The 18,943-nt window shown below is 42.8% G+C and carries 20 protein-coding genes and 1 tRNA gene; 8 read left to right on the top strand and 13 right to left on the bottom strand.

Annotation, left to right across the window (positions count from 1 at the left end; genetic code table 11):
* Positions 1-176: 176 nt before the first annotated feature.
* From rplL to deoC, 9 genes are all read right to left on the bottom strand, one after another.
* Entirely contained in the window at positions 177-539 is a 363-nt protein-coding gene (gene rplL / locus D9603_RS05975; RefSeq protein ID WP_125251553.1) for a 50S ribosomal protein L7/L12, read from the bottom strand.
* A 71-nt stretch (positions 540-610) separates the two neighbouring features.
* Complete coding sequence (rplJ, locus tag D9603_RS05970) at positions 611-1,105, bottom strand: 50S ribosomal protein L10 (protein ID WP_125251552.1); 495 nt, start codon at positions 1,103-1,105, stop codon at positions 611-613.
* Between the two features lie 336 nt (positions 1,106-1,441).
* Positions 1,442-2,146, bottom strand: coding sequence for a 50S ribosomal protein L1 (gene rplA, locus D9603_RS05965; protein ID WP_125251551.1), 705 nt, complete (start codon positions 2,144-2,146; stop codon positions 1,442-1,444).
* Positions 2,147-2,152: 6 nt separating this feature from the next.
* The gene (gene rplK / locus D9603_RS05960; RefSeq protein ID WP_099642992.1) at positions 2,153-2,581 is read right to left on the bottom strand and encodes a 50S ribosomal protein L11; all 429 of its coding nucleotides are present in this window, start codon (positions 2,579-2,581) and stop codon (positions 2,153-2,155) included.
* Positions 2,582-2,747: 166 nt separating this feature from the next.
* A complete protein-coding gene (nusG, locus tag D9603_RS05955; RefSeq protein WP_010376230.1) occupies positions 2,748-3,305 on the bottom strand; it encodes a transcription termination/antitermination protein NusG in 558 nt (185 codons plus the stop codon).
* Between the two features lie 4 nt (positions 3,306-3,309).
* Complete coding sequence (secE, locus tag D9603_RS05950) at positions 3,310-3,687, bottom strand: preprotein translocase subunit SecE (protein ID WP_010376231.1); 378 nt, start codon at positions 3,685-3,687, stop codon at positions 3,310-3,312.
* 133 nt (positions 3,688-3,820) lie between these two features.
* Positions 3,821-3,897: transfer RNA gene (locus tag D9603_RS05945), tRNA-Trp, on the bottom strand.
* A gap of 96 nt (positions 3,898-3,993) precedes the next feature.
* Positions 3,994-4,494, bottom strand: a complete 501-nt coding sequence (locus D9603_RS05940; protein WP_125251550.1) for a hypothetical protein — start codon at positions 4,492-4,494, stop codon at positions 3,994-3,996.
* Positions 4,472-5,227 (bottom strand): deoxyribose-phosphate aldolase, encoded by a 756-nt coding sequence (deoC, locus tag D9603_RS05935; protein WP_128730626.1) that lies wholly within the window; start codon positions 5,225-5,227, stop codon positions 4,472-4,474. The genes D9603_RS05940 and deoC overlap by 23 nt, the downstream gene beginning before the upstream one ends.
* A gap of 350 nt (positions 5,228-5,577) precedes the next feature.
* Between deoC and cysG the strand changes: the two genes are divergently transcribed.
* From cysG to cysQ, 6 genes are read left to right on the top strand one after another with little or no spacing between them, the layout of a single operon-like run.
* On the top strand, positions 5,578-6,999 hold the full coding sequence (gene cysG / locus D9603_RS05930) for a siroheme synthase CysG (RefSeq protein ID WP_128730625.1): 1,422 nt from the start codon (positions 5,578-5,580) through the stop codon (positions 6,997-6,999).
* Positions 7,000-7,041: 42 nt separating this feature from the next.
* Positions 7,042-7,941 carry a sulfate adenylyltransferase subunit CysD gene (cysD, locus tag D9603_RS05925; protein WP_125251547.1) on the top strand — a complete coding sequence of 300 codons (900 nt, stop codon included), beginning with the start codon at positions 7,042-7,044 and terminating at the stop codon, positions 7,939-7,941.
* Entirely contained in the window at positions 7,941-9,356 is a 1,416-nt protein-coding gene (gene cysN / locus D9603_RS05920) for a sulfate adenylyltransferase subunit CysN (protein ID WP_128730624.1), read from the top strand. Before cysD ends, cysN begins: the two co-directional genes overlap by 1 nt.
* Positions 9,357-9,389: 33 nt before the next feature.
* Positions 9,390-11,114, top strand: coding sequence for an SLC13 family permease (locus D9603_RS05915; protein ID WP_194086954.1), 1,725 nt, complete (start codon positions 9,390-9,392; stop codon positions 11,112-11,114).
* Between the two features lie 11 nt (positions 11,115-11,125).
* On the top strand, positions 11,126-11,722 hold the full coding sequence (cysC, locus tag D9603_RS05910; protein WP_128730622.1) for an adenylyl-sulfate kinase: 597 nt from the start codon (positions 11,126-11,128) through the stop codon (positions 11,720-11,722).
* A gap of 3 nt (positions 11,723-11,725) precedes the next feature.
* Complete coding sequence (gene cysQ, locus D9603_RS05905; protein WP_125251543.1) at positions 11,726-12,496, top strand: 3'(2'),5'-bisphosphate nucleotidase CysQ; 771 nt, start codon at positions 11,726-11,728, stop codon at positions 12,494-12,496.
* Between the two features lie 79 nt (positions 12,497-12,575).
* Here cysQ and D9603_RS05900 read toward each other — a convergent pair whose 3' ends face one another.
* Together D9603_RS05900 and D9603_RS05895 are read right to left on the bottom strand one after the other, a co-directional pair.
* Positions 12,576-13,394 carry an arylamine N-acetyltransferase gene (locus D9603_RS05900; RefSeq protein ID WP_241651601.1) on the bottom strand — a complete coding sequence of 273 codons (819 nt, stop codon included), beginning with the start codon at positions 13,392-13,394 and terminating at the stop codon, positions 12,576-12,578.
* A 98-nt stretch (positions 13,395-13,492) separates the two neighbouring features.
* Entirely contained in the window at positions 13,493-16,150 is a 2,658-nt protein-coding gene (locus D9603_RS05895; RefSeq protein WP_128730620.1) for an EAL domain-containing protein, read from the bottom strand.
* 156 nt (positions 16,151-16,306) lie between these two features.
* Here D9603_RS05895 and D9603_RS05890 point away from each other — a divergent pair, with 156 nt between their 5' ends.
* Positions 16,307-17,287 (top strand): extracellular solute-binding protein, encoded by a 981-nt coding sequence (locus tag D9603_RS05890; protein WP_241651600.1) that lies wholly within the window; start codon positions 16,307-16,309, stop codon positions 17,285-17,287.
* Here the strand turns inward: D9603_RS05890 and D9603_RS05885 are convergent.
* Positions 17,264-17,923: a hypothetical protein gene (locus tag D9603_RS05885; protein ID WP_125251539.1), complete on the bottom strand. Its 660-nt coding sequence runs from the start codon at positions 17,921-17,923 to the stop codon at positions 17,264-17,266. The two genes, D9603_RS05890 and D9603_RS05885, sit on opposite strands and share 24 nt — an antisense overlap.
* Positions 17,924-18,003: 80 nt before the next feature.
* Positions 18,004-18,273: a hypothetical protein gene (locus D9603_RS05880; RefSeq protein WP_125251538.1), complete on the bottom strand. Its 270-nt coding sequence runs from the start codon at positions 18,271-18,273 to the stop codon at positions 18,004-18,006.
* Between the two features lie 199 nt (positions 18,274-18,472).
* Between D9603_RS05880 and D9603_RS05875 the strand changes: the two genes are divergently transcribed.
* The gene (locus D9603_RS05875; protein ID WP_125251537.1) at positions 18,473-18,844 is read left to right on the top strand and encodes an RNA-binding S4 domain-containing protein; all 372 of its coding nucleotides are present in this window, start codon (positions 18,473-18,475) and stop codon (positions 18,842-18,844) included.
* The last annotated feature ends 99 nt before the right edge of the window (positions 18,845-18,943 follow it).

The following is an 18,943-nucleotide window of genomic DNA, read 5'->3' as shown; positions in this document are numbered from 1 at the left end:
TATCTTCAAACGCCATTGCGATTTTCAACAAAGATCTAAGTTATTGAAAATTACACTGAAATTTGAAGTTATATGCACGATAGAAATACATCGCTCTATAGCGCAAAAAGGCCGGTGATTAAATAATCACCAGCCCTTGCCTGATTTCTCAGGCAGCGAACCTAGCGGGAGCTAGATTACTTGATCTCAACTTCAGCACCAGCTTCTTCAAGATCTTTCTTAAGTGCTTCAGCTTCGTCCTTAGATACACCTTCTTTAATAGGTGCAGGAGCAGACTCAACTAGCGCCTTAGCTTCTTTAAGGCCTAGACCTGTTGCGCCACGTACCGCTTTGATTGCAGCAACTTTGTTACCGCCAGCAGCAGCTAGGATTACGTCGAACTCAGTCTTTTCTTCAGCAGCTTCAGCAGGACCAGCAGCAACAACAGCAGCAGCTGCAGTTACACCGAACTTCTCTTCCATAGCTTCAACTAGTTCAACAACTTCCATTACTGACATTTCAGCAATCGCGTCAAGGATTTGGTCTTTAGTTACAGACATTTCAAATTTCCTAATTATTCACGAACCCAAGTGGTTCTAAAAATTTATTGATGAAAGGAGCGGTGCTTGGATTAAGCAGCTTGCTCAGCTTTCTGTACACGTACTGCTTCAATTGTTTTACACAATTTACCGGCAGACGCTTCTTTCATAGCGCTCATTAAGCGTGCAACAGCTTCGTCGTAAGTAGGTAGCTTAGCAAGCATTTCTACGTCAACGATGTTACCTTCGAATGCAGCAGTTTTAAGCTCAAATGCTTCGTTCTTTTTCGCGAAATCAGCAAAGATACGCGCAGCAGCACCTGGGTGCTCTGAAGAGAAAGCGATTAGGCTTGGGCCTACTAGCGACTCGTTAAGACATTCATAGTCAGTGCCTTCAACAGCACGTTTAGCTAGAGTGTTACGAACGACTTTCATCCATACACCCGCTTCACGAGCTTCTTTACGAAGAGCAGTGATCGCGTCTACTGTCACACCACGAGAATCTGCAACAACTGCAGATAGAGCACCTTTGGCAGCTTCGTTGACTTCAGCAACAATTGCCTTTTTGTCTTGAAGATTTAAAGCCATGGGTGTTACTCCTGGTTTGTTGGGAAAAACTTCCCAGTTCTACTTTACTCTACCGAAGTAGAGCTGCTTTTTACGGCGAGAACCAGAAGATTAGGAAAATCTAGCTGGGATTCACACCGTCTACGTAGGCGATTAATTAAGCAAAAGCAAGCTTTTGCACCTACGGTCTTGGACGGAAACGCAATTTATCGATTTATTGTAGACTATATAAGACAACAATTTTCGAAATTATGCGCTTCAACCCGAATTCTTTGCTTTGTAAAGAAGCACAGTTCTCTACAAAATGGCGCAAAATTATAGTCTAATTTTTACGCCATGTAAACGCCAAACTCTAAATTATACTACTTGAGTATTTAGTGTAGCTTGGTCTACAGCAACACCTGCACCCATCGTAGTAGAGATGCTTACTTTCTTCACAAAAGTACCTTTTGCAGTAGAAGGCTTAGCCTTCTTAAGCGCAATGATTAGCGCTTCAAGGTTTTCTTGAAGTTGGTTAGCGTCAAAGTCTACTTTACCGATAGTAGTGTGGATGATACCGTTTTTGTCGTTGCGGTAACGAACCTGACCAGCTTTAGCGTTCTTAACAGCTTCTGCAACGTTAGGTGTTACAGTACCTGTCTTAGGGTTAGGCATAAGACCACGTGGACCTAGGATTTGACCTAGTTGACCAACAACGCGCATTGCATCTGGAGAAGCAACAACAACGTCAAAGTTCATTTCGCCTTTTTTAACTTGCTCAGCAAGGTCTTCCATGCCTACTAAATCAGCACCAGCTTCTTTAGCAGCTTCAGCATTTGCACCTTGAGTGAATACCGCTACGCGTACTTCACGACCAGTACCGTGAGGTAGTACAGTTGCACCACGTACGTTTTGGTCAGATTTACGAGCATCGATACCCAGGTTTACAGCAACGTCTACACTTTCAACAAACTTAGCAGTAGCAAGTTCTTTAAGAAGAGCAACAGCTTCGTTGATTTCGTACTCTTTAGTGACATCCACTTTTTCGCGGATAGTACGCATACGCTTAGTTAATTTAGCCATTCTCTATTACTCCTCTACGTTCAAGCCCATTGCACGTGCAGAACCTGCGATCGTGCGTACAGCTGCATCCATATCAGCAGCAGTAAGATCTGGACGTTTCATCTCAACGATCTCTTCAAGTTGAGCACGAGTAACTGTACCAACTTTCTCAGTGTTAGGACGACCAGAACCAGACTTGATACCAGCTGCCTTCTTAAGAAGGTATGCAGCAGGTGGAGTCTTCATGTCAAAAGTGAATGAACGGTCACTGTAAACAGAAATAATTACAGGAACAGGTGCACCTTTCTCTAGAGACTCTGTACGTGCGTTGAACGCTTTACAGAATTCCATGATGTTCACACCGTGTTGACCTAGTGCAGGACCTACTGGAGGACTAGGGTTAGCCATACCAGCAGCAACTTGTAGCTTGATTAAAGCTTCAACTTTCTTAGCCATGATAATACCTCAATTGTGGGTCTTTGCCTCGTGCGCGCGAGGACGCGTACTCAAACGGCTTCCCAGTTAAAAAAACAGTCTTTTTGTCGCGTTTTTTACGCAATAACAAAAAGGCCGCTGATTATAGATTAATCAGCGGCCTTTGACAACTTTTTCAAGTTAGATTTTACTTGTCTTTCTCAACCTGACCAAATTCTAGGTCTACAGGCGTTGAACGACCGAAGATAAGTACCGATACCTTTAAGCGGCTTTTTTCGTAATCCACTTCTTCAACCACACCGTTGAAGTCAGCAAATGGACCATCGGTAACTCGAACGACTTCACCAGGTTCAAACAATGTCGCTGGTTTCGGTGCTTCCGCGTTTTCTTGCAGACGGTTAAGAATACGATCAGCTTCTTTCTGACTGATTGGTGCAGGGCGGTCTGACGTACCACCAACAAAGCCCATTACACGTGGTGTGCTATTCACCAAGTGCCAAGACGCATCGTCCATTACCATTTGAACCAAGACATAGCCAGGGAAGAATTTACGCTCAGATTTACGTTTCTGACCTGCACGCATTTCAACCACTTCTTCAGTCGGCACAAGGATCTCACCGAATAGGTCTTCTAGCCCTTCGATTTTAATATGCTCGATAATGGTTTGTGCTACGCGTTTTTCAAAACCTGAAAACGCTTGGATCACGTACCAACGTAATTTCTTTTCTTTATTCTCATCCGACATGGGATCAGATCTCCAATCCAGTTAAAAAGCCTACTGCACGGAAAAGTATACCATCTAATCCCCATAGGATTAATGCCATAATCACCGTTGCAATGATCACGATGAAAGTAGTGTGAGTCGCTTCCTGACGCGTTGGCCAGATAACTTTACGTACTTCAATACGTGATTCTTTAGCAAAAGCGATAAAGGTACGGCCTTTCTCAGTCGTTACCAAAATGCCCAAAGCCGCAGCGATAGCTGCAACTACGCCAACAGCGCGTACTAAAACAGATAAATCGGCATATAGATAATTACCAACTACGGCACCAGTTAGAAGTGCAATAGCAGCTAGCCACTTTACCGTGTCCATCGAGCTTGACGAGTTTTCAACATTAGTGCTCATAATCAATTTTACCTTAAATACAGACACAACAACCCTGCATAGAACAGGGTAAATCCATTCAATCCAAATTTACAAATAAGCGACTTAAGTGGTTTTGGGTCACGTTATTTTAAATGTGGACTTGTTGCTGAATTGGCAGGGGCGGCAGGACTCGAACCCGCAACCATCGGTTTTGGAGACCGCTGTTCTACCAATTGGAACTACGCCCCTGCAAAGTGGATGCCCATTATACTGACGAAGCAAACGAAAACAAGTGTAAAAGATGTGCAAAGTAGCAATTAATCAGATCTTGAATTTGTATCGCGATTAAAAAAGCTGCAAAAGCTCCCCTTGATAAAAATCACAAAGTAGCCAAACCTCCTCAAATGGATGGCTATCCGGTATCGCCCAGCTGTTTTTGAGACGTTTAAAATCCTCACTATGATAAATGGGGCTAGCATTTCGAATTAGTAGCCATACGCGCTCTGAATCATATTTCTTTTTGGCTTTTTGATTTAACAAACGTTGCAGCCCGATACTTAAAGGATCGCTATTAACAGTTTGACTCATTGCCGCCAATTCGCGTTGAATAGAAAGTGATAATGGACGCCCGAGCACCGCCATGGCTTCTTGTTCGCTGGCATAAAAATGGGCAACCTCTATATCAAGTTTGTATTCTCCTTGATAGCAGCTCACATCCGGCTTATTCGGCTGGTTATGCCAAATATGACGCATAGGTACCGAAAACTGTTCTTCATAGCAACGTAAAAACAGTTTCACGGCATCATGCTCTAATTTAATTTTTTCAGCTTCGCTTGCTCTGTCCATTTACAACCACTGCAACATCACTCAATAAGCTTGAAGCACCGAACCTAAAATTATCAGCGTTCAACCAATTTGCGCCCATAATCTCCTCTGCCATGCGTAAATAGACTTGGGCTTCAGTCACTGACTTTACGCCACCTGCCGCTTTGAAACCAACGTCTTTACCGCTATTTTTAATGACCTGCAAGATCACTTCAGCCGCTTCAGGTGTTGCATTCACCGTAACCTTGCCTGTACTTGTTTTGACAAAGTCAGCACCCGCCATAATCGCTAATTGCGACGCTTCTGCAATTAACTTAGATGTTGCTAGCACACCACTTTCAATAATCACTTTTAGTTTGGCTTTCCCCGCACACAGCGCCTTACTAGATTGTACATATTGCCATGGCGTATCAGGGTCTCCGGCTATCAATTGTTGATAAGGCAATACCAGGTCTATCTCATCAGCGCCATCGGCAATGGCCTGCTGAGTCTGCTTCAGTACTTGCTCTAGCTTTTGTTCCCCTGACGGAAAGTTTGTAACCGTTGCTATTTTTATTGTTTGCCACTGGCGTATTTGCAGTTGCTGCTTCACCAGTGTGACGAATTGTGGGTACACGCAAATGGCGGCAGGTAAACCAATAGTTGGATCTATGCTGTCTAGCAACGCCATGATACTTTGCGTAGTGTCATTGTCTTTCAACGAGGTTAAATCCATCAAACTCAGTGCCAGCTGAGCATCAGCTTTAACTGTCATTATTGTTTTCCTTTTCACTGTATTTAGAAAGCCAAGTTAAAAGCATACGCTAAAACAGCAATAGGACAAATGTCCGCACCTTGATGGATAACTACCCATACTGTGGCTCTTGCTACTTTATAATGAATAACTCATAACCAAAGGCTATATATTAACTTAGGCTGGGTCAAAACAAACTTAACCGCATGAAAAAATAGAAAAATTAATTTAAACTGTGATTTTTATAACTTTTGGTTATATGGGGTCGGTTTAAATTATTTTTTCCTCGTTTTGCAACTCTATATGCTGCCAACTATCAATGATGCTGGACATCGGTCTGACATCCATTATCAAAAAGTTAAGAGGTCGCTGTGCAATACTTGCCTATTTTTACCAAATTAGAAAATAAACCTGTGTTAATCATAGGCGGTGGTGAAGTTGCACTAAGAAAGTGTCGCGCCTTCTTGAAAGTAAACGCAGCTGTTACGTTAGTCGCTCCAATATTTTGCTCTGAACTTGAAACACTTGCTGCCGAAGCTCAAGTGACACTTAGAAATAAAAAGTTTGACGAAACAGATTTAGATAATGCGATGCTGGTAATTGCAGCCACCGACATTGAAGCTGTCAACGCCGAAGTCGCGCAATTAGCAGAAGCACGTAACCTATTTGTTAACGTTGTCGATGACCAACCGAAGTGCAACTTTATCTTCCCCTCTATTGTCGACAGAAATCCAATTACCATCGCCATATCCAGTGCAGGCACAGCTCCGGTACTTGCAAGGCGCTTACGTGAAAAATTAGAAACACTGATACCTCAACATATCGGCCCACTTGCGAATTTAGTGGGCCAATTTAGACATAAGGTAAAGTCACGGTTTAAGCACTTTGCTGATAGACGACAATTTTGGGAATCAGTTTTCGATTCAAATGTAGTTAGTGAAGTACAAGCTGGCAATAATGAAAGTGCACAAATGCAACTTGAAGCCATGTTAGCAAGTACTCCTTCACCTGAAGGCGAGGTTTATGTCGTCGGTGCGGGCCCTGGCGACCCAGAGCTACTGACGCTTAAGGCATTACAACTAATGCAACAAGCAGATGTTGTGGTGTATGATTACTTAGTTTCTGATGAAATCATGGAACTTGTACGTCGCGACGCTGATTTGATCTGCGTCGGTAAAAAAGCAGGCAACCATAGTGTAAAGCAAGAGCAAACCAATCAAATTCTGTTAGATCTCGCAAAACAAGGCAAGAAAGTTTGTCGTATAAAAGGGGGAGATCCCTTTATTTATGGCCGAGGTGGAGAAGAAGTTCAAGTACTTGCAGAGCATGGGATCCAATATCAAATCGTACCTGGGATCACAGCAGCAGCTGGCTGTAGCGCCTATGCAGGGATCCCGCTAACGCATAGAGATCATGCTCAAGCGATCCAATTCGTTACTGGCCACTGTAAACAAGATGGCCAAGAATTAGATTGGGAGGGGTTAGCGAAAGCCAACCAAACCCTCGCGGTTTACATGGGTGTGATCAAATCTCCCCATATTCAAGCACAATTGCTTGCGCATGGTCGTTCACCTAGCACCCCTGTCGCCATAGTTGAGAATGGCACGCGACAATCACAGCGGGTAATAAGAACACAGCTTGACCAATTAGCCAAAGCAATCGATGAACATAGTATATGCTCGCCTGCTCTGCTGATAATCGGTGAGGTCGCTGCATTACATGAGCAACTAGCTTGGTTTAATAAGAACAATCAAATAAGCAGTTTCGCTCAACCGATTACGCAAGTTGCGTAATCACTGTACAAGATAGTTAAATTTATAAGTAGGACATAAATCATGGCTTTAACTCATCTCCAGCAATTAGAAGCTGAGAGCATAAAGATTATTCGTGAGGTTGCCGCTGAGTTTGAAAACCCAGTAATGTTGTATTCTATTGGCAAAGACTCTTCGGTACTGCTGCACCTGGCGAGAAAGGCATTCTTCCCTGCAAAAATACCATTTCCTTTGCTCCATGTTGATACTAACTGGAAATTCAGAGAGATGATTGAATTTCGCGATCGCTTAGCAAAAGAATATGGCTTTGAATTGCTTGTGCACAAAAACCCTGAAGGGCTCGAAATGAATATTAGCCCCTTCGTCCACGGCTCCGCCAAGCATACCGACATTATGAAAACACAAGGCCTAAAGCAGGCTCTTGACCAATATGGCTTTGACGCTGCATTTGGCGGCGCCCGTCGTGATGAAGAGAAATCCAGAGCAAAGGAGCGAGTTTACTCATTTAGAGATAAACACCACCGCTGGGATCCAAAAAATCAACGACCAGAGCTGTGGAATACCTATAACGGCCAAGTGAATCCTGGTGAGAGCATCCGCGTATTCCCATTATCTAATTGGACTGAGCTTGATATTTGGCAATACATCTATCAAGAGCAAATTGAAATCGTTCCGTTGTATCTCTCTAAGCCCCGCCCTGTAGTAGAAAGAAACGGTACACTTATCATGGTTGATGATGATCGTATGCCACTTGCTGAAGGTGAAGTGCCGGAAATGAAATCTGTACGCTTCAGAACACTTGGCTGCTACCCGCTAACGGGCGCTGTTGAGTCAGAAGCAGATACATTAACAGGTATTATTGAAGAGATGTTGCTATCAACGTCGTCAGAACGTGAGGGCCGAGTCATTGATCATGATTCAGCAGGGTCAATGGAGAAGAAAAAGCGTGAGGGGTATTTCTAATGTCAACGGCAAATGAAGTAAAAGAATTAGGCATTGAAACCTATTTAACGCGTCAACAAGACAAAAGCTTGTTGCGCATGATGACCTGTGGCAGCGTTGATGACGGTAAGTCAACACTGATTGGTCGCCTGCTCCACGACAGTCACCAAATTTATGAAGACCAACTAGCAGCACTACACAAAGACAATGAAAAAGTCGGCAATGCTGGTGAAGAGCTAGATTTAGCATTACTTGTTGATGGCTTACAGGCTGAGCGTGAACAAGGTATTACCATTGATGTGGCTTACCGCTATTTCTCGACAGCGAAGCGTAAATTTATTATTGCCGATACGCCGGGACACGAGCAATACACCCGCAACATGGTAACAGGAGCCTCGACCAGTGATTTAGCCATTATTCTGGTTGATGCCCGATATGGTGTTCAAGTACAAACAAAGCGTCATAGTTTTATCTGTGACTCTTTAGGCATCAAGCAGTTTGTAGTCGCGATAAACAAAATGGATATTGTTGACTTTGAAGAAGCCGTTTTTGAACGCATTAAAGCTGACTATTTAAAGTTTGCTGAGCAACTGAATGTAGAAGATATCCGCTTTGTACCAATGTCTGCATTGAAAGGTGACAACGTTGTTAATCGCTCAGAAAAAACACCTTATTACAATGATAAGCCACTACTTGAGCTACTCGAAGATTCTCCGGCAGCAGAACCGAATCATACATTCGAAGCGCGTTTCCCAGTACAGTATGTAGTGCGACCAAACTTAGATTTTCGTGGATTTCAGGGAACACTAACATCTGGCAGCTTACGTGTAGGTGACGCTGTTAAGATCCTACCTTCAGGCAAAACGTCAACGATTAAAGAGTTGGTGACATTTGATGGTAACCTAGCACAGGTAGAAACAGGCCAAGCATTCACCATCACCCTCAATGACGAAGTAGATGTCAGCCGTGGAGATGTCATTGTGCCAGCCAACTCCAGCGCTCAAGTTACCAATAAGCTTAGTGCTAAGCTTGTATGGATGCATGAAACGCCGCTACAACTTGGTAAGAGCTACAACATCAAACTAGGCAGCAAGAAAACCACTGCAACCATAACGCACATTGACTATACCATTGATGTCAATACTCTTGAGCATGGCCAGGCAGATTCATTATCATTAAATGAAATTGCCATTGTAACACTCGAGCTTACTGAAAATGTAGTTGCTGACGAGTATAGCCACAATCATGAAACTGGCTCGTTCATTTTAATTGACCACCTCACCAACCTAACCATTGGTGCAGGTATGGTAGCAGAGGTACAAACTGCGACCACCACATCCTCAAGTCAATTTAGCGACTTTGAGATTGAGTTTAACGCATTAGTTCGCAAGCATTTTCCACATTGGCAAGCGCTTGATATTTCGAAATTAAAATAATGCACCAGCGCCTGTTAGTCGAGGTATGACAGTATTATGGAACAAGTCATTTTAACAGGCATTATGCTAGCGTTAATCGTGTGTCTATTTGCCACACGTATTAACGCAGCTTGGCTGTTTACAGGTGCAATTGCAACGAGCTATTTGACTGGATTGATCGATTTAGAATCCATGCTAGCCAATTATGCTAATCCTTCGTTGATCACGCTTGTTTTGCTCATTTTGGTTTCCATAGCAGTAGAAAAAACAACACTGGTAAACAAACTTGCCCAGTCAATGGCACAAGGGAGCTTAACAAAAGCGGTTTTAAAGCTTGGACTATCAACTGCATTTTTATCTTCTTTTACCAATAATACAGCTGTAGTAGCATCTCTCATTACTAAGGTTAAGGAGAGTAAAACCCACGCCCCCTCTAAGCTTCTACTCCCATTGTCATATACCGCCATCTTAGGTGGAACTTTGACATTAATAGGGACATCAACAAACTTAATCGTCAATGGTTTTGCTGTTGAAGCTGGTATGGCGCCATTTGGCTTCTTTGATTTTACCTTGGTAGGACTGGCGGTTTTGGCTGTTGGTTTGGTGACTATCACCATCATGCTTAAGTATTTGCCTGATAATGGAAAAAATGATGACGAAGTGGTGCCGTTCTATCTTGAAGGAAGAGTAGAGCCTAGCTCAAAACTCGTCGGTCGTACCGTAGAGGAAAATGGTCTGCGCGACTTGAAAGACTTATTCCTTGCCGAAATCATACGTGGAGAAAGGCGTATTTGTGCAGTTACGCCACAACAAGAGATCCTTTCAGGCGACGTATTATTATTTGTTGGAGACATCAATTCAGTCCCCCTCTTGCAACGTTTTGATGGACTCAAGATAGTCCATGATAAACACGAAAAAGACGTGGAGCATTTAGTCGAAGTCGTTGTTAGCCAATCGTCTCGATTCTTAGGGAAAACCATTAAAGAGATCCGCTTTAGAGAACAGTTTCATGCTGCGATTATCGCCATTCGTCGTGGACATGATCGACTACAAGGAGGGATTGGGCAAGTTAAGTTACAAGCAGGTGACTCATTAATTTTGGCACCGAGTAGTGACTTTTATGCACTGCCGAACCTGAAACGCGAGTTTGTCTATATTTCAGGGCTAGACCTTCAAGCACACCTTTCTAGTAATAAATCTAATACGGTGTTGGCTAGTTTTGTCACCGTCATTGGCTTGAGTATCTTTGGTATTGTGCCGCTAGTTAAAGGGCTAATTGTTTTATTAGGCGCACTTGTACTACTTGGTACTATTAAAGTACCTGAGATGAAACGTCGCTTTCCCATAGAGCTGGTCGCGATCGTCGGCAGTGCAATTGGGCTTGCCAAACTCATGATTGAAACAGGGTTGGCAGCTGAAATTTCATCTAGCCTGCTGTGGCTACTCGGAGATTTTGGTCCTTATGGTGCCTTTATCGCTATTTTTGTGATGACGGTAGTATTTACAGAGCTTATTACTAACAACGCGGCAGCCGCACTTTCATTTCCGGTTGCCTATGCACTCGCGAGCGGCTTTGGGGTCAACCCCTTGCCTTTTGTGATGGCGGTCGCGTTTGGTGCATCAGCAAGTTTTATTTCACCATTTGGTTACCAAACAAACCTAATGGTGTATAGCGCAGGCAACTACCGTATTCGTGACTACATCACCATGGGGCTGCCCTTGTCGTTGATTTATTCCGCAACGGTACTCATTGTAATTCCATTTGTCTTTCCATTTTAACAGAGCAGAATATGGACGAAAATATTGTTTGGCATCACTATGCCGTAGATAAAACCAAACGCAGCCAATTAAAAGCTCACAGACCTTGTATACTTTGGTTTACTGGCTTTTCAGGCTCGGGGAAAAGTACTGTAGCCAATGCCTTAGAACATGCACTGTTAGCGCGAAATATACATACCTATCTATTAGATGGCGATAATGTCAGACATGGGCTCTGTAAAGATTTAGGATTTAGCGATGCTGATCGTGTCGAAAATATTCGCCGAGTTGGTGAGTTAAGTAAGCTAATGGTCGATGCCGGACTGCTCGTGCTCACCGCTTTTATTTCGCCTTTTCAAGCCGAGCGAGATATGGTTCGTGACTTGGTGTCTGAAGGTGAGTTTATTGAGATTTACCTTGATACTCCATTCGACGTTTGTGAACAGCGAGACCCAAAAGGACTGTATAAAAAAGCGCGTGCAGGCGAGATAAAACATTTTACCGGCATTGATTCTGCGTATGAGCCCCCAATTAACCCAGAAATATGTTTAAATACTTCTGAGCAGTCGTTGGAATGTTCTGTCCAGCAACTAATAGAGTATCTACTGTCAAAAAATATCATAAGGTAAGTCATGAATCATACGGATCTGCTAGAAGAAGTATTAAATCTGAGTATTCGCGCTGGTGAAGCAATTATGAAGATTTATGCCAAGGACTTTAACATTGAATTTAAAGAAGATGAGAGTCCAGTCACTGAGGCAGATCTTGCTGCACATAAAGTGATAGTTGCAGGACTAAAAGAACTTACCCCAGAGCTCCCAATTTTAAGCGAGGAAAGTGCGGTAATTGACTGGGAAGAACGCCGTCAGTGGCAATCATACTGGCTAGTTGACCCAATCGATGGCACAAAGGAATTTATCAAAAAAAATGGGGAGTTTACCGTCAACATCGCGCTTATCAACAACGGCGAACCCATTCTGGGTGTCGTTCATGCTCCGGCACTCAATGAAAGCTACCTCGCTGAACAAAGCATTGGCGCTTTCAAACAAACCGGTGAAGCGCGCATTGAACTTAAAGTCACCACTAAACCAAACCAAGGCGTAATTAAAGTGGTTGGTTCGCGCTCCCACCCGTCAGCTGATCTTGCACAATATCTTACCCGTTTTGAACAAGTTGATATGGTACCAAAGGGAAGCTCATTGAAGTTATGCTTAGTCGCAGAAGGCAAAGCCGATGTATACCCACGCCTAGGCCCCACTTCTGAATGGGATACAGGCGCTGGACATGCAGTTGCAAATATCGCTGGAGCAAGCGTAGCCCAGCTCAATGGTGAGCCGCTACGGTATAACCAAAAAGCTGACTATCTCAATCCCTACTTTGTGGTGTCTAGATTAGAAGAGTGATACCACATAGTCGCTTATACATGTTAGCCCGAGATTAACTCAACCGATACCGCCAATCTTGGCGTAGGGTTTACTTATGCTAAGTATTGGTTGGTTTATTCGCAGCCCGAGTCAGTACTTTATCGTACACCTGTTTTAAAACTTCGCTGGGTACAGTTAAAGAAAATTGTTCTCTTACTAACTTCTCAAGCTGCGCAAAGCTTTCGATCGGTTTTTCTACTACATTTCCATCGCACTCATGCCATTCAAAGTAGCTTTGGTTTCGGATCAAGTAGCGATGGCAATGACTGACACGAGATACAATCAAGTTATTAACAAACCCAGCATCAGGGTGTTGATGAGAGAAAAAATGGCCTATTTCACAATCTGATTCAAAGATTTCACCCAAGTCAACATGATACAAAGTGAGCGGAGCTTCTCCTTCCTCTAACAATGTCACTTTCACATAATCAGATGATTTTTGTACCTGATAAGTTTGGCGTCCTTGTATACTAAGCGCTTGGTTGATATTGATGGGTGCTCGGGGAGACTTTACCCCAAAACCAACGTCAACTAAGTACTCCTCCCCTTCCAGTTCTAGTAGCGTCATGCGATGAGAGCGAGGGTTGTCCTGTTGACCATTGAGCATTACCCTTGCAAGCACAGGTCGAACCGTAAAGCCTAGCTGTTGTAACGCCAAATAGGCAATCTTGTTTTGTTCAAAACAATAGCCACCTTGCTTTTGGGTGATTAGGCGATTAAATAAAGCGTCTTCATCAAGTAATAAGCGTTCACCATACATAGCATTAATACTTGAAAAGGCGTATCGATCTAAATGTTTTTGCTGCAACTCAGTTACAAGTGCAAGGCCTGAGCCCTGCTCTAGAGACAAGCTATCTAGGTAATATTTAATATTCATTGCTAATTCCATCACTGAATCCTTAAGTTGATGGGAGCAGGTTAAAACCTCGACTTAAGTTTAGGTCAATACTTAATATAAACTTTTTACCATCAACATCATGCAAACAACTGATGTATTTTTGAGTCTGATAAAAGTAGGTGCTTTGCGCGCTCTACTGATAAAGGTTTTGACATTAAATACCCCTGACTTTGCTGACAATAAAGCCGAGACATCACAGCTAATTGTGCCGCCGTTTCTATCCCTTCTGCTGTTACGACAAGATTGAAGCTCTTAGCAATAGCGCAAATTGCCTCAATAAGCTGCTCGGCTTTGTCATCATACTCAATCCCTGCGATAAATGATCTATCGATTTTTACTCCGTCAATTGGCAGATGATTGAGCCTAGCCAGACTGCTATAACCAGTACCAAAGTCATCAATATAGATCCCAAATCCTGCGTCATGTAAGCGTTTTAATGGCTCAACTAGCATATTCTCCTCTGCCATCATCGCAGATTCGGTTAGCTCTAGCTTAATTTGTGATACAGAGATCGATGCGACTTCACACTGTTCTATCAGCCAATCCACAAATTGCTGAGAATGTAGCTGTAACGGAGACACATTGACAGCAACAAACATACTGTCATCCCCCACATCATGAATGAAACTCAGCGCTTGTTCAAAAACCCACTGACCAAGCATGGTAATTTTTCCACACTGCTCAGCGATGGGAATAAACTCAGCTGGGCTTACATCACCGAGCAAAGGATTGTGCCATCGTAACAATGCTTCAAACCCCTTCAAGCATTTACCTTGCTGACAATACACAGGTTGCAGATTTAACGTCAGCTCTTGGACAGGGTTCATCACGTTCAATGCCTGCTCCAATTGAATCTTTCGTCCCGCCTCGTTAGCAATCGCGTTAGTAAAAATATGATACGTATTTTTGCCGCGCTTTTTGGCTTCATACATCGAAATATCAGCATCATGCAGTAACTTTTCAGCGTCACAGCTGATGCAAGGTGTTGTGAAATGCCTTACTCCTATACTGCCACTTACACTATGCGCTTGCTCTTTTAGTGAAAAGGGTGCACGGATCTGTACTAAAACATCTTCTAATACCCCTTCTATCGGTTGCGGTAGTAGCTTATCATCAATGAGGACGGCAAACTCATCGCCTCCAAGTCGTGCAATCTCAGCGTAACCACTTAGCAACCCCCGCATGCGCGAAGCAAACTCGGCTAATAACTTATCGCCAGCTTGATGTCCTAACATGTCATTTATCAATTTAAACCTATCTAAATCAATGTATAACAGTGTATATTTTGCGCTCTGTTTTTCGCGCACTTTATCAACTAAAGAAATAAAACTTTGTCGGTTAAGGAGATCGGTGAGGCTATCATGTTGTGCTTTATACCTCAGCTGCTCTTGAAGTAATTTCCCTTGAGTAATGTCTGTTACTCGGCCTTCATACAGACATGAATCAGGGAGGTGCAACCAGTTGCCTGAGTGCCTAAGCCAAATATGCTCACCACACTCAGACGTTGCCAGCCACTCCATTTCTTGGTGCGCGTGCTTATTCGTTACAATGCCTTGCCATAGATCTTTGCACTCATAATCTTGCATGAGTGTCGCAAAACTGGTTTCAGGCTTAGGCGTATTGCCCGCAAACAAAAGCTGATTGAATGCAGGGTTTGAGTCTACTATGTTGCCATCTTGATTTAAAACGAATAGCCCTTCATGACTATTGATAAACAGGCTTTTATACTTTCGTTCAGCCGCTACCTGTTGCTGCAATGCCCCTAGTCGTTTATTTGACTCGCTTTGTAACCTTTGATTGGTAACTTCCAATCGTTTGGTTCTCTCAACCACGAGATTATTTACTGTTTTGTTGCGATTCTTTAGCTGTTGCAGCTGCAACCAAACCAAAAGAATACACACAGTAACAACGGATAAGAAAAGCACAATTAAGATTTTATGATTATTTAACCAGCTGGGGTGCAAAAGAGACTCATCAAACAACTGCATGGTAATGGGCATACCATAGAAGTTGATGGTTCGCTCAGCACTTGGTGTGAATTCATCCAAAGCAAATTGCTGTTGCCAATCGGAACTATAAATAGCCTCCCCCTTCGAGGCAACCACGAGATGCTGTTTGCGTTGTTGGTAGAGTTGACCAAATAATGACTCCAGCAAAATAGGTAATTCAAAGCTTAACCCAAGTATTGCGTTAAACTCGTCCCCTTTAGCTTGCTGTATTAAGAGGCTGAGCTTCTTTTGATTTGGCCACACAAACGTAGATAGTGCATTTTGATTTTGTTGAGTAAATATATCTTCTGTCAAAAGCTCAGCCTGCCCCACGGTTTGACCAACTTCTGAGACTGGTGCAGCTTTAGTCACCACCAAAAAGCGGCCAGATTCACTTACCTCGTTGTGACGGATTTTAAAGTCAAAATAACCACGATTTCGCTGTGCGGTTTCAAGTGCTGAGAACTGTCCGGGCTCAACCAATACATATGTTTCCATACTTAACCCTAAATTGGTTGTAGCTAGCTGAGATTGAGCAATTTCATAAAAATCAGCACTTTGATGTCGGTTTAAATAAGCATCTATTGAATAAAGCAAATGAGCCACATGTTGCAATTTACCATTAAGTAAATACTCAAGCCTTGATAACTCCTGCTCTTGTTTATGATCTAGCTGCTCTTGGTAGTAAATATTGACAATCACGCCTACGTAGAGCAAAGACGTAAACAAAAACAATAAACCAAACATTGGCAAGCATCGCCGTATGGTACGCAAGGCTTTAACATCTTTGATATTACTAATTAGCGGTCGTTTAAATCTGGACATATTTACTAAACATTGTATGCTACTGCCATTCGATAATAATTCTTATTTACAATGAATAAAAGTAAACTTTTCCTTTTTTTGCTTTTTTGGGTACATTTTGATCAAGCCATCGCGCTGCAATCATCACAGCCACAAGTTAACGTTTATTCATTTCGAAAATACAAGCTTATCCAACCTGTTATTCACGCTTTTGAGCAAGAGACGGGCATAAGTGTCAATCTCGTCAATGGCAAGTCACAGCAGCTCCTCTCACGCTTAAGAACTGATGGAATTAACTCGCAAGCAGACGTACTACTGACTTCTGATCTGATCCAATTGCATGACTATAAAGATCTACTAAGTCCATTAGATGAGATTGGAAGTTGGCACATCATTAATCCTGCGTTTAAAGATGATGATAAACGCTGGATCAGCGTTTCGATGCGAACTCGCGCCATATTTAGAAGAAAAGCTTCAAATACACCGTTACCACAGGTTTATTCTGATCTGAATAAGCCACAATTTAAAGGGAAGTTTTGTATTCGTCAGTGGTCTCATAGTTATAACCTCGCTCTGGTATCAATACTCTATACTTCTTCATACTCTGGTGATTACATGTGGCTAGAACAAGCCAATACATTGCTAGCAAAACGCCCAGTTGGCGGTGATAGAGATCAACTTAGAGCACTTGCTCTTGGGCAATGTGAACTGGCGTTTGCTAATCATTATTACTGGCTAATGATGCACCACTCTGACAATAAAAGAGACAAGATACTGGCAGAGCAACTCGAGATCCACCATATAAAAATGCACTCGGGTAAAACTCCAGTTTCCACAACCACAGCAGCAATTTCACGACATGCGCCTAATGCCAAGGCAGCCATGCAGTTTGTGGAGTTTTTATTAAAACCAAGTACCCAGTCTATGTATGCTGAGTTACTTCACGAATATCCTGTCCTTGGCAGCGCACAATACAACCTTGTGCCGTTTCATCCAGCTATTGAACAAATCAAACAAGGTCTAAAGCAAGTCAAACGAGCACAGGCGGTGATTAAATCAATTAGCGAAAATCACCTGTAAGTCACAATTAAATATTGGTACAGGTCGTTTGGCTAATTGTATTCTGGTAAATGTCTTAGCCGGCTTTGGACCCTGTAGGGTTTGTACACTGTGCTCACGCTCTGAATATACTTGTTGATAGGGGTATTTGTTATCATTTTCACGCCACGTCAAGGTAAGATGACCACCTTCATAACGCCAGCGACCTTGGTAGTGGCTCCCAACCTGCTCCCAGCTCCCCCTTGGGTTGAGCTGCAATTGCAGCGCATCGTCACATTGATGAGAAAATAATAGGTTTGGAAGTAACTGCACGGCTCTATTTTTAACCAAGTACAGCCCAGCATTCCCAGGAGTATAGCGATGCCCTTCCATGTTAAATTCAGAAGTGGTGAGCGATTCAAAACCAACCGCTTTTACAGCCGCCTCAACTTCTCCAAGCCATCTTTCACCCGATGTCATCGGCGCAATATTCAAACGTGCACTATCATACTTTTCAGGAACAGGCAGTGAAGTAAAGCGAAAATTAACCTCTCGCTGCGCTAACTCACGCATCAGATTTTGTCTTGTGGTGTCGTCTAGCCCTGATTCAAAAATGTGTAAAGTTTGGGTACTACAACCGCTCAGCAAGCAAGCGGCTACTAAATAAATATATCTCATATTCATCCTTGAGCACGATAACTTGAGGCTGAATTATATTATCCACTTACCTTCAAGTTTGGTGCTATTTTTGCTCCAAGTTAACACCTAGATAGCCAAGTTTCAACTGCAGATTTTGGATAAAGAATATCTTTGAAAAGATGGTGCTGTTGATGATGTAAATGTTGCTCTTGACTCGGTAACCCTGCTTGGATTTGACTGTGATGCTCATTAAAACGTGAGATGACTGAGAGCTTGTCTTTGGCTTGAGTAAGCGACTCATTGACATAGTGACGTACATCATCCGCGGTCATTAGATCTGTCTTATCGACCTGCATAAGCTCTTTTCTCAATGCTGTGCGAATCCCCATCGTTGCCTCCATTAACATACTGATAAAAACAAATCGCGTGGACGACCTGCAAAATACACACCAAATAATTCAGTAATGTTAAAGACACTGGTTTTAGCAAAAAAGTTTCGTCATTAATCGTAGTAATTTTATATACTGTCGTATAAGGCAATAAGACACTAGCTGTGTTAGGTAAATACGGCATGTTGAGGTTATAAAAATGCAAGATGGGTTTATTGAAATTGAGCTCGAAGAAGAGCCGATAGAGTTGTGCAACCTTTTGAAAGTGCTCGACTTAGCAGAAACTGGAGGACATGCAAAGTTATTGATCACTGAAGGTTATGTAGCAGTCAACGATGAAATATGTACGCAAAAACGTAAAAAGATTTATTCGGGCGATATTCTGCATTTTGATGGCGATGAATTTCATTTAACGTTAGCACCAGACGCGACACCACAGCCTAGAGCAGTTGCAACACCAAAACCATCAACTGCAACGCCGACTGCCAGTAAGAAAAAACGACAAAAGTCGGGAAAATCTTACACACAAGTGGACAAAAATACAGGCCGTAAGCCCATTTCTTTTGGTTAACTCGTATCGCTTTGACAGCAAACCACAACTCTTTTCTCACCGCTGTAGTGCACTAATGCCCCGCTAAAGTGCACTCATCTCTTGAAAAATTTCCTTTTC

The sequence above is a fragment of the Pseudoalteromonas sp. PS5 genome (genome assembly GCF_004103255.1).
Taxonomy (GTDB): Bacteria; Pseudomonadota; Gammaproteobacteria; order Enterobacterales; family Alteromonadaceae; genus Pseudoalteromonas; species Pseudoalteromonas peptidolytica.
The sequence above is the reverse complement of the archived record's forward strand: the minus strand, read 5'-3'. Positions and strand labels throughout refer to the sequence as shown.

Excerpts from the sequence above, each read along its gene's own strand:
- rplL (WP_125251553.1), bottom strand. The coding sequence starts at position 539 with ATGTCTGTAACTAAAGACCAAATCCTTGACGCGATTGCTGAAATGTCA.
- rplJ (WP_125251552.1), bottom strand. The coding sequence starts at position 1,105 with ATGGCTTTAAATCTTCAAGACAAAAAGGCAATTGTTGCTGAAGTCAAC.
- rplA (WP_125251551.1), bottom strand. The coding sequence starts at position 2,146 with ATGGCTAAATTAACTAAGCGTATGCGTACTATCCGCGAAAAAGTGGAT.
- rplK (WP_099642992.1), bottom strand. The coding sequence starts at position 2,581 with ATGGCTAAGAAAGTTGAAGCTTTAATCAAGCTACAAGTTGCTGCTGGT.
- nusG (WP_010376230.1), bottom strand. The coding sequence starts at position 3,305 with ATGTCGGATGAGAATAAAGAAAAGAAATTACGTTGGTACGTGATCCAA.
- secE (WP_010376231.1), bottom strand. The coding sequence starts at position 3,687 with ATGAGCACTAATGTTGAAAACTCGTCAAGCTCGATGGACACGGTAAAG.
- D9603_RS05940 (WP_125251550.1), bottom strand. The coding sequence starts at position 4,494 with ATGGACAGAGCAAGCGAAGCTGAAAAAATTAAATTAGAGCATGATGCC.
- deoC (WP_128730626.1), bottom strand. The coding sequence starts at position 5,227 with ATGACAGTTAAAGCTGATGCTCAGCTGGCACTGAGTTTGATGGATTTA.
- cysD (WP_125251547.1), top strand. The coding sequence starts at position 7,042 with ATGGCTTTAACTCATCTCCAGCAATTAGAAGCTGAGAGCATAAAGATT.
- cysN (WP_128730624.1), top strand. The coding sequence starts at position 7,941 with ATGTCAACGGCAAATGAAGTAAAAGAATTAGGCATTGAAACCTATTTA.
- cysC (WP_128730622.1), top strand. The coding sequence starts at position 11,126 with ATGGACGAAAATATTGTTTGGCATCACTATGCCGTAGATAAAACCAAA.
- cysQ (WP_125251543.1), top strand. The coding sequence starts at position 11,726 with ATGAATCATACGGATCTGCTAGAAGAAGTATTAAATCTGAGTATTCGC.
- D9603_RS05900 (WP_241651601.1), bottom strand. The coding sequence starts at position 13,394 with ATGAATATTAAATATTACCTAGATAGCTTGTCTCTAGAGCAGGGCTCA.
- D9603_RS05895 (WP_128730620.1), bottom strand. The coding sequence starts at position 16,150 with ATGTTTGGTTTATTGTTTTTGTTTACGTCTTTGCTCTACGTAGGCGTG.
- D9603_RS05885 (WP_125251539.1), bottom strand. The coding sequence starts at position 17,923 with ATGAGATATATTTATTTAGTAGCCGCTTGCTTGCTGAGCGGTTGTAGT.
- D9603_RS05880 (WP_125251538.1), bottom strand. The coding sequence starts at position 18,273 with ATGGGGATTCGCACAGCATTGAGAAAAGAGCTTATGCAGGTCGATAAG.
- D9603_RS05875 (WP_125251537.1), top strand. The coding sequence starts at position 18,473 with ATGCAAGATGGGTTTATTGAAATTGAGCTCGAAGAAGAGCCGATAGAG.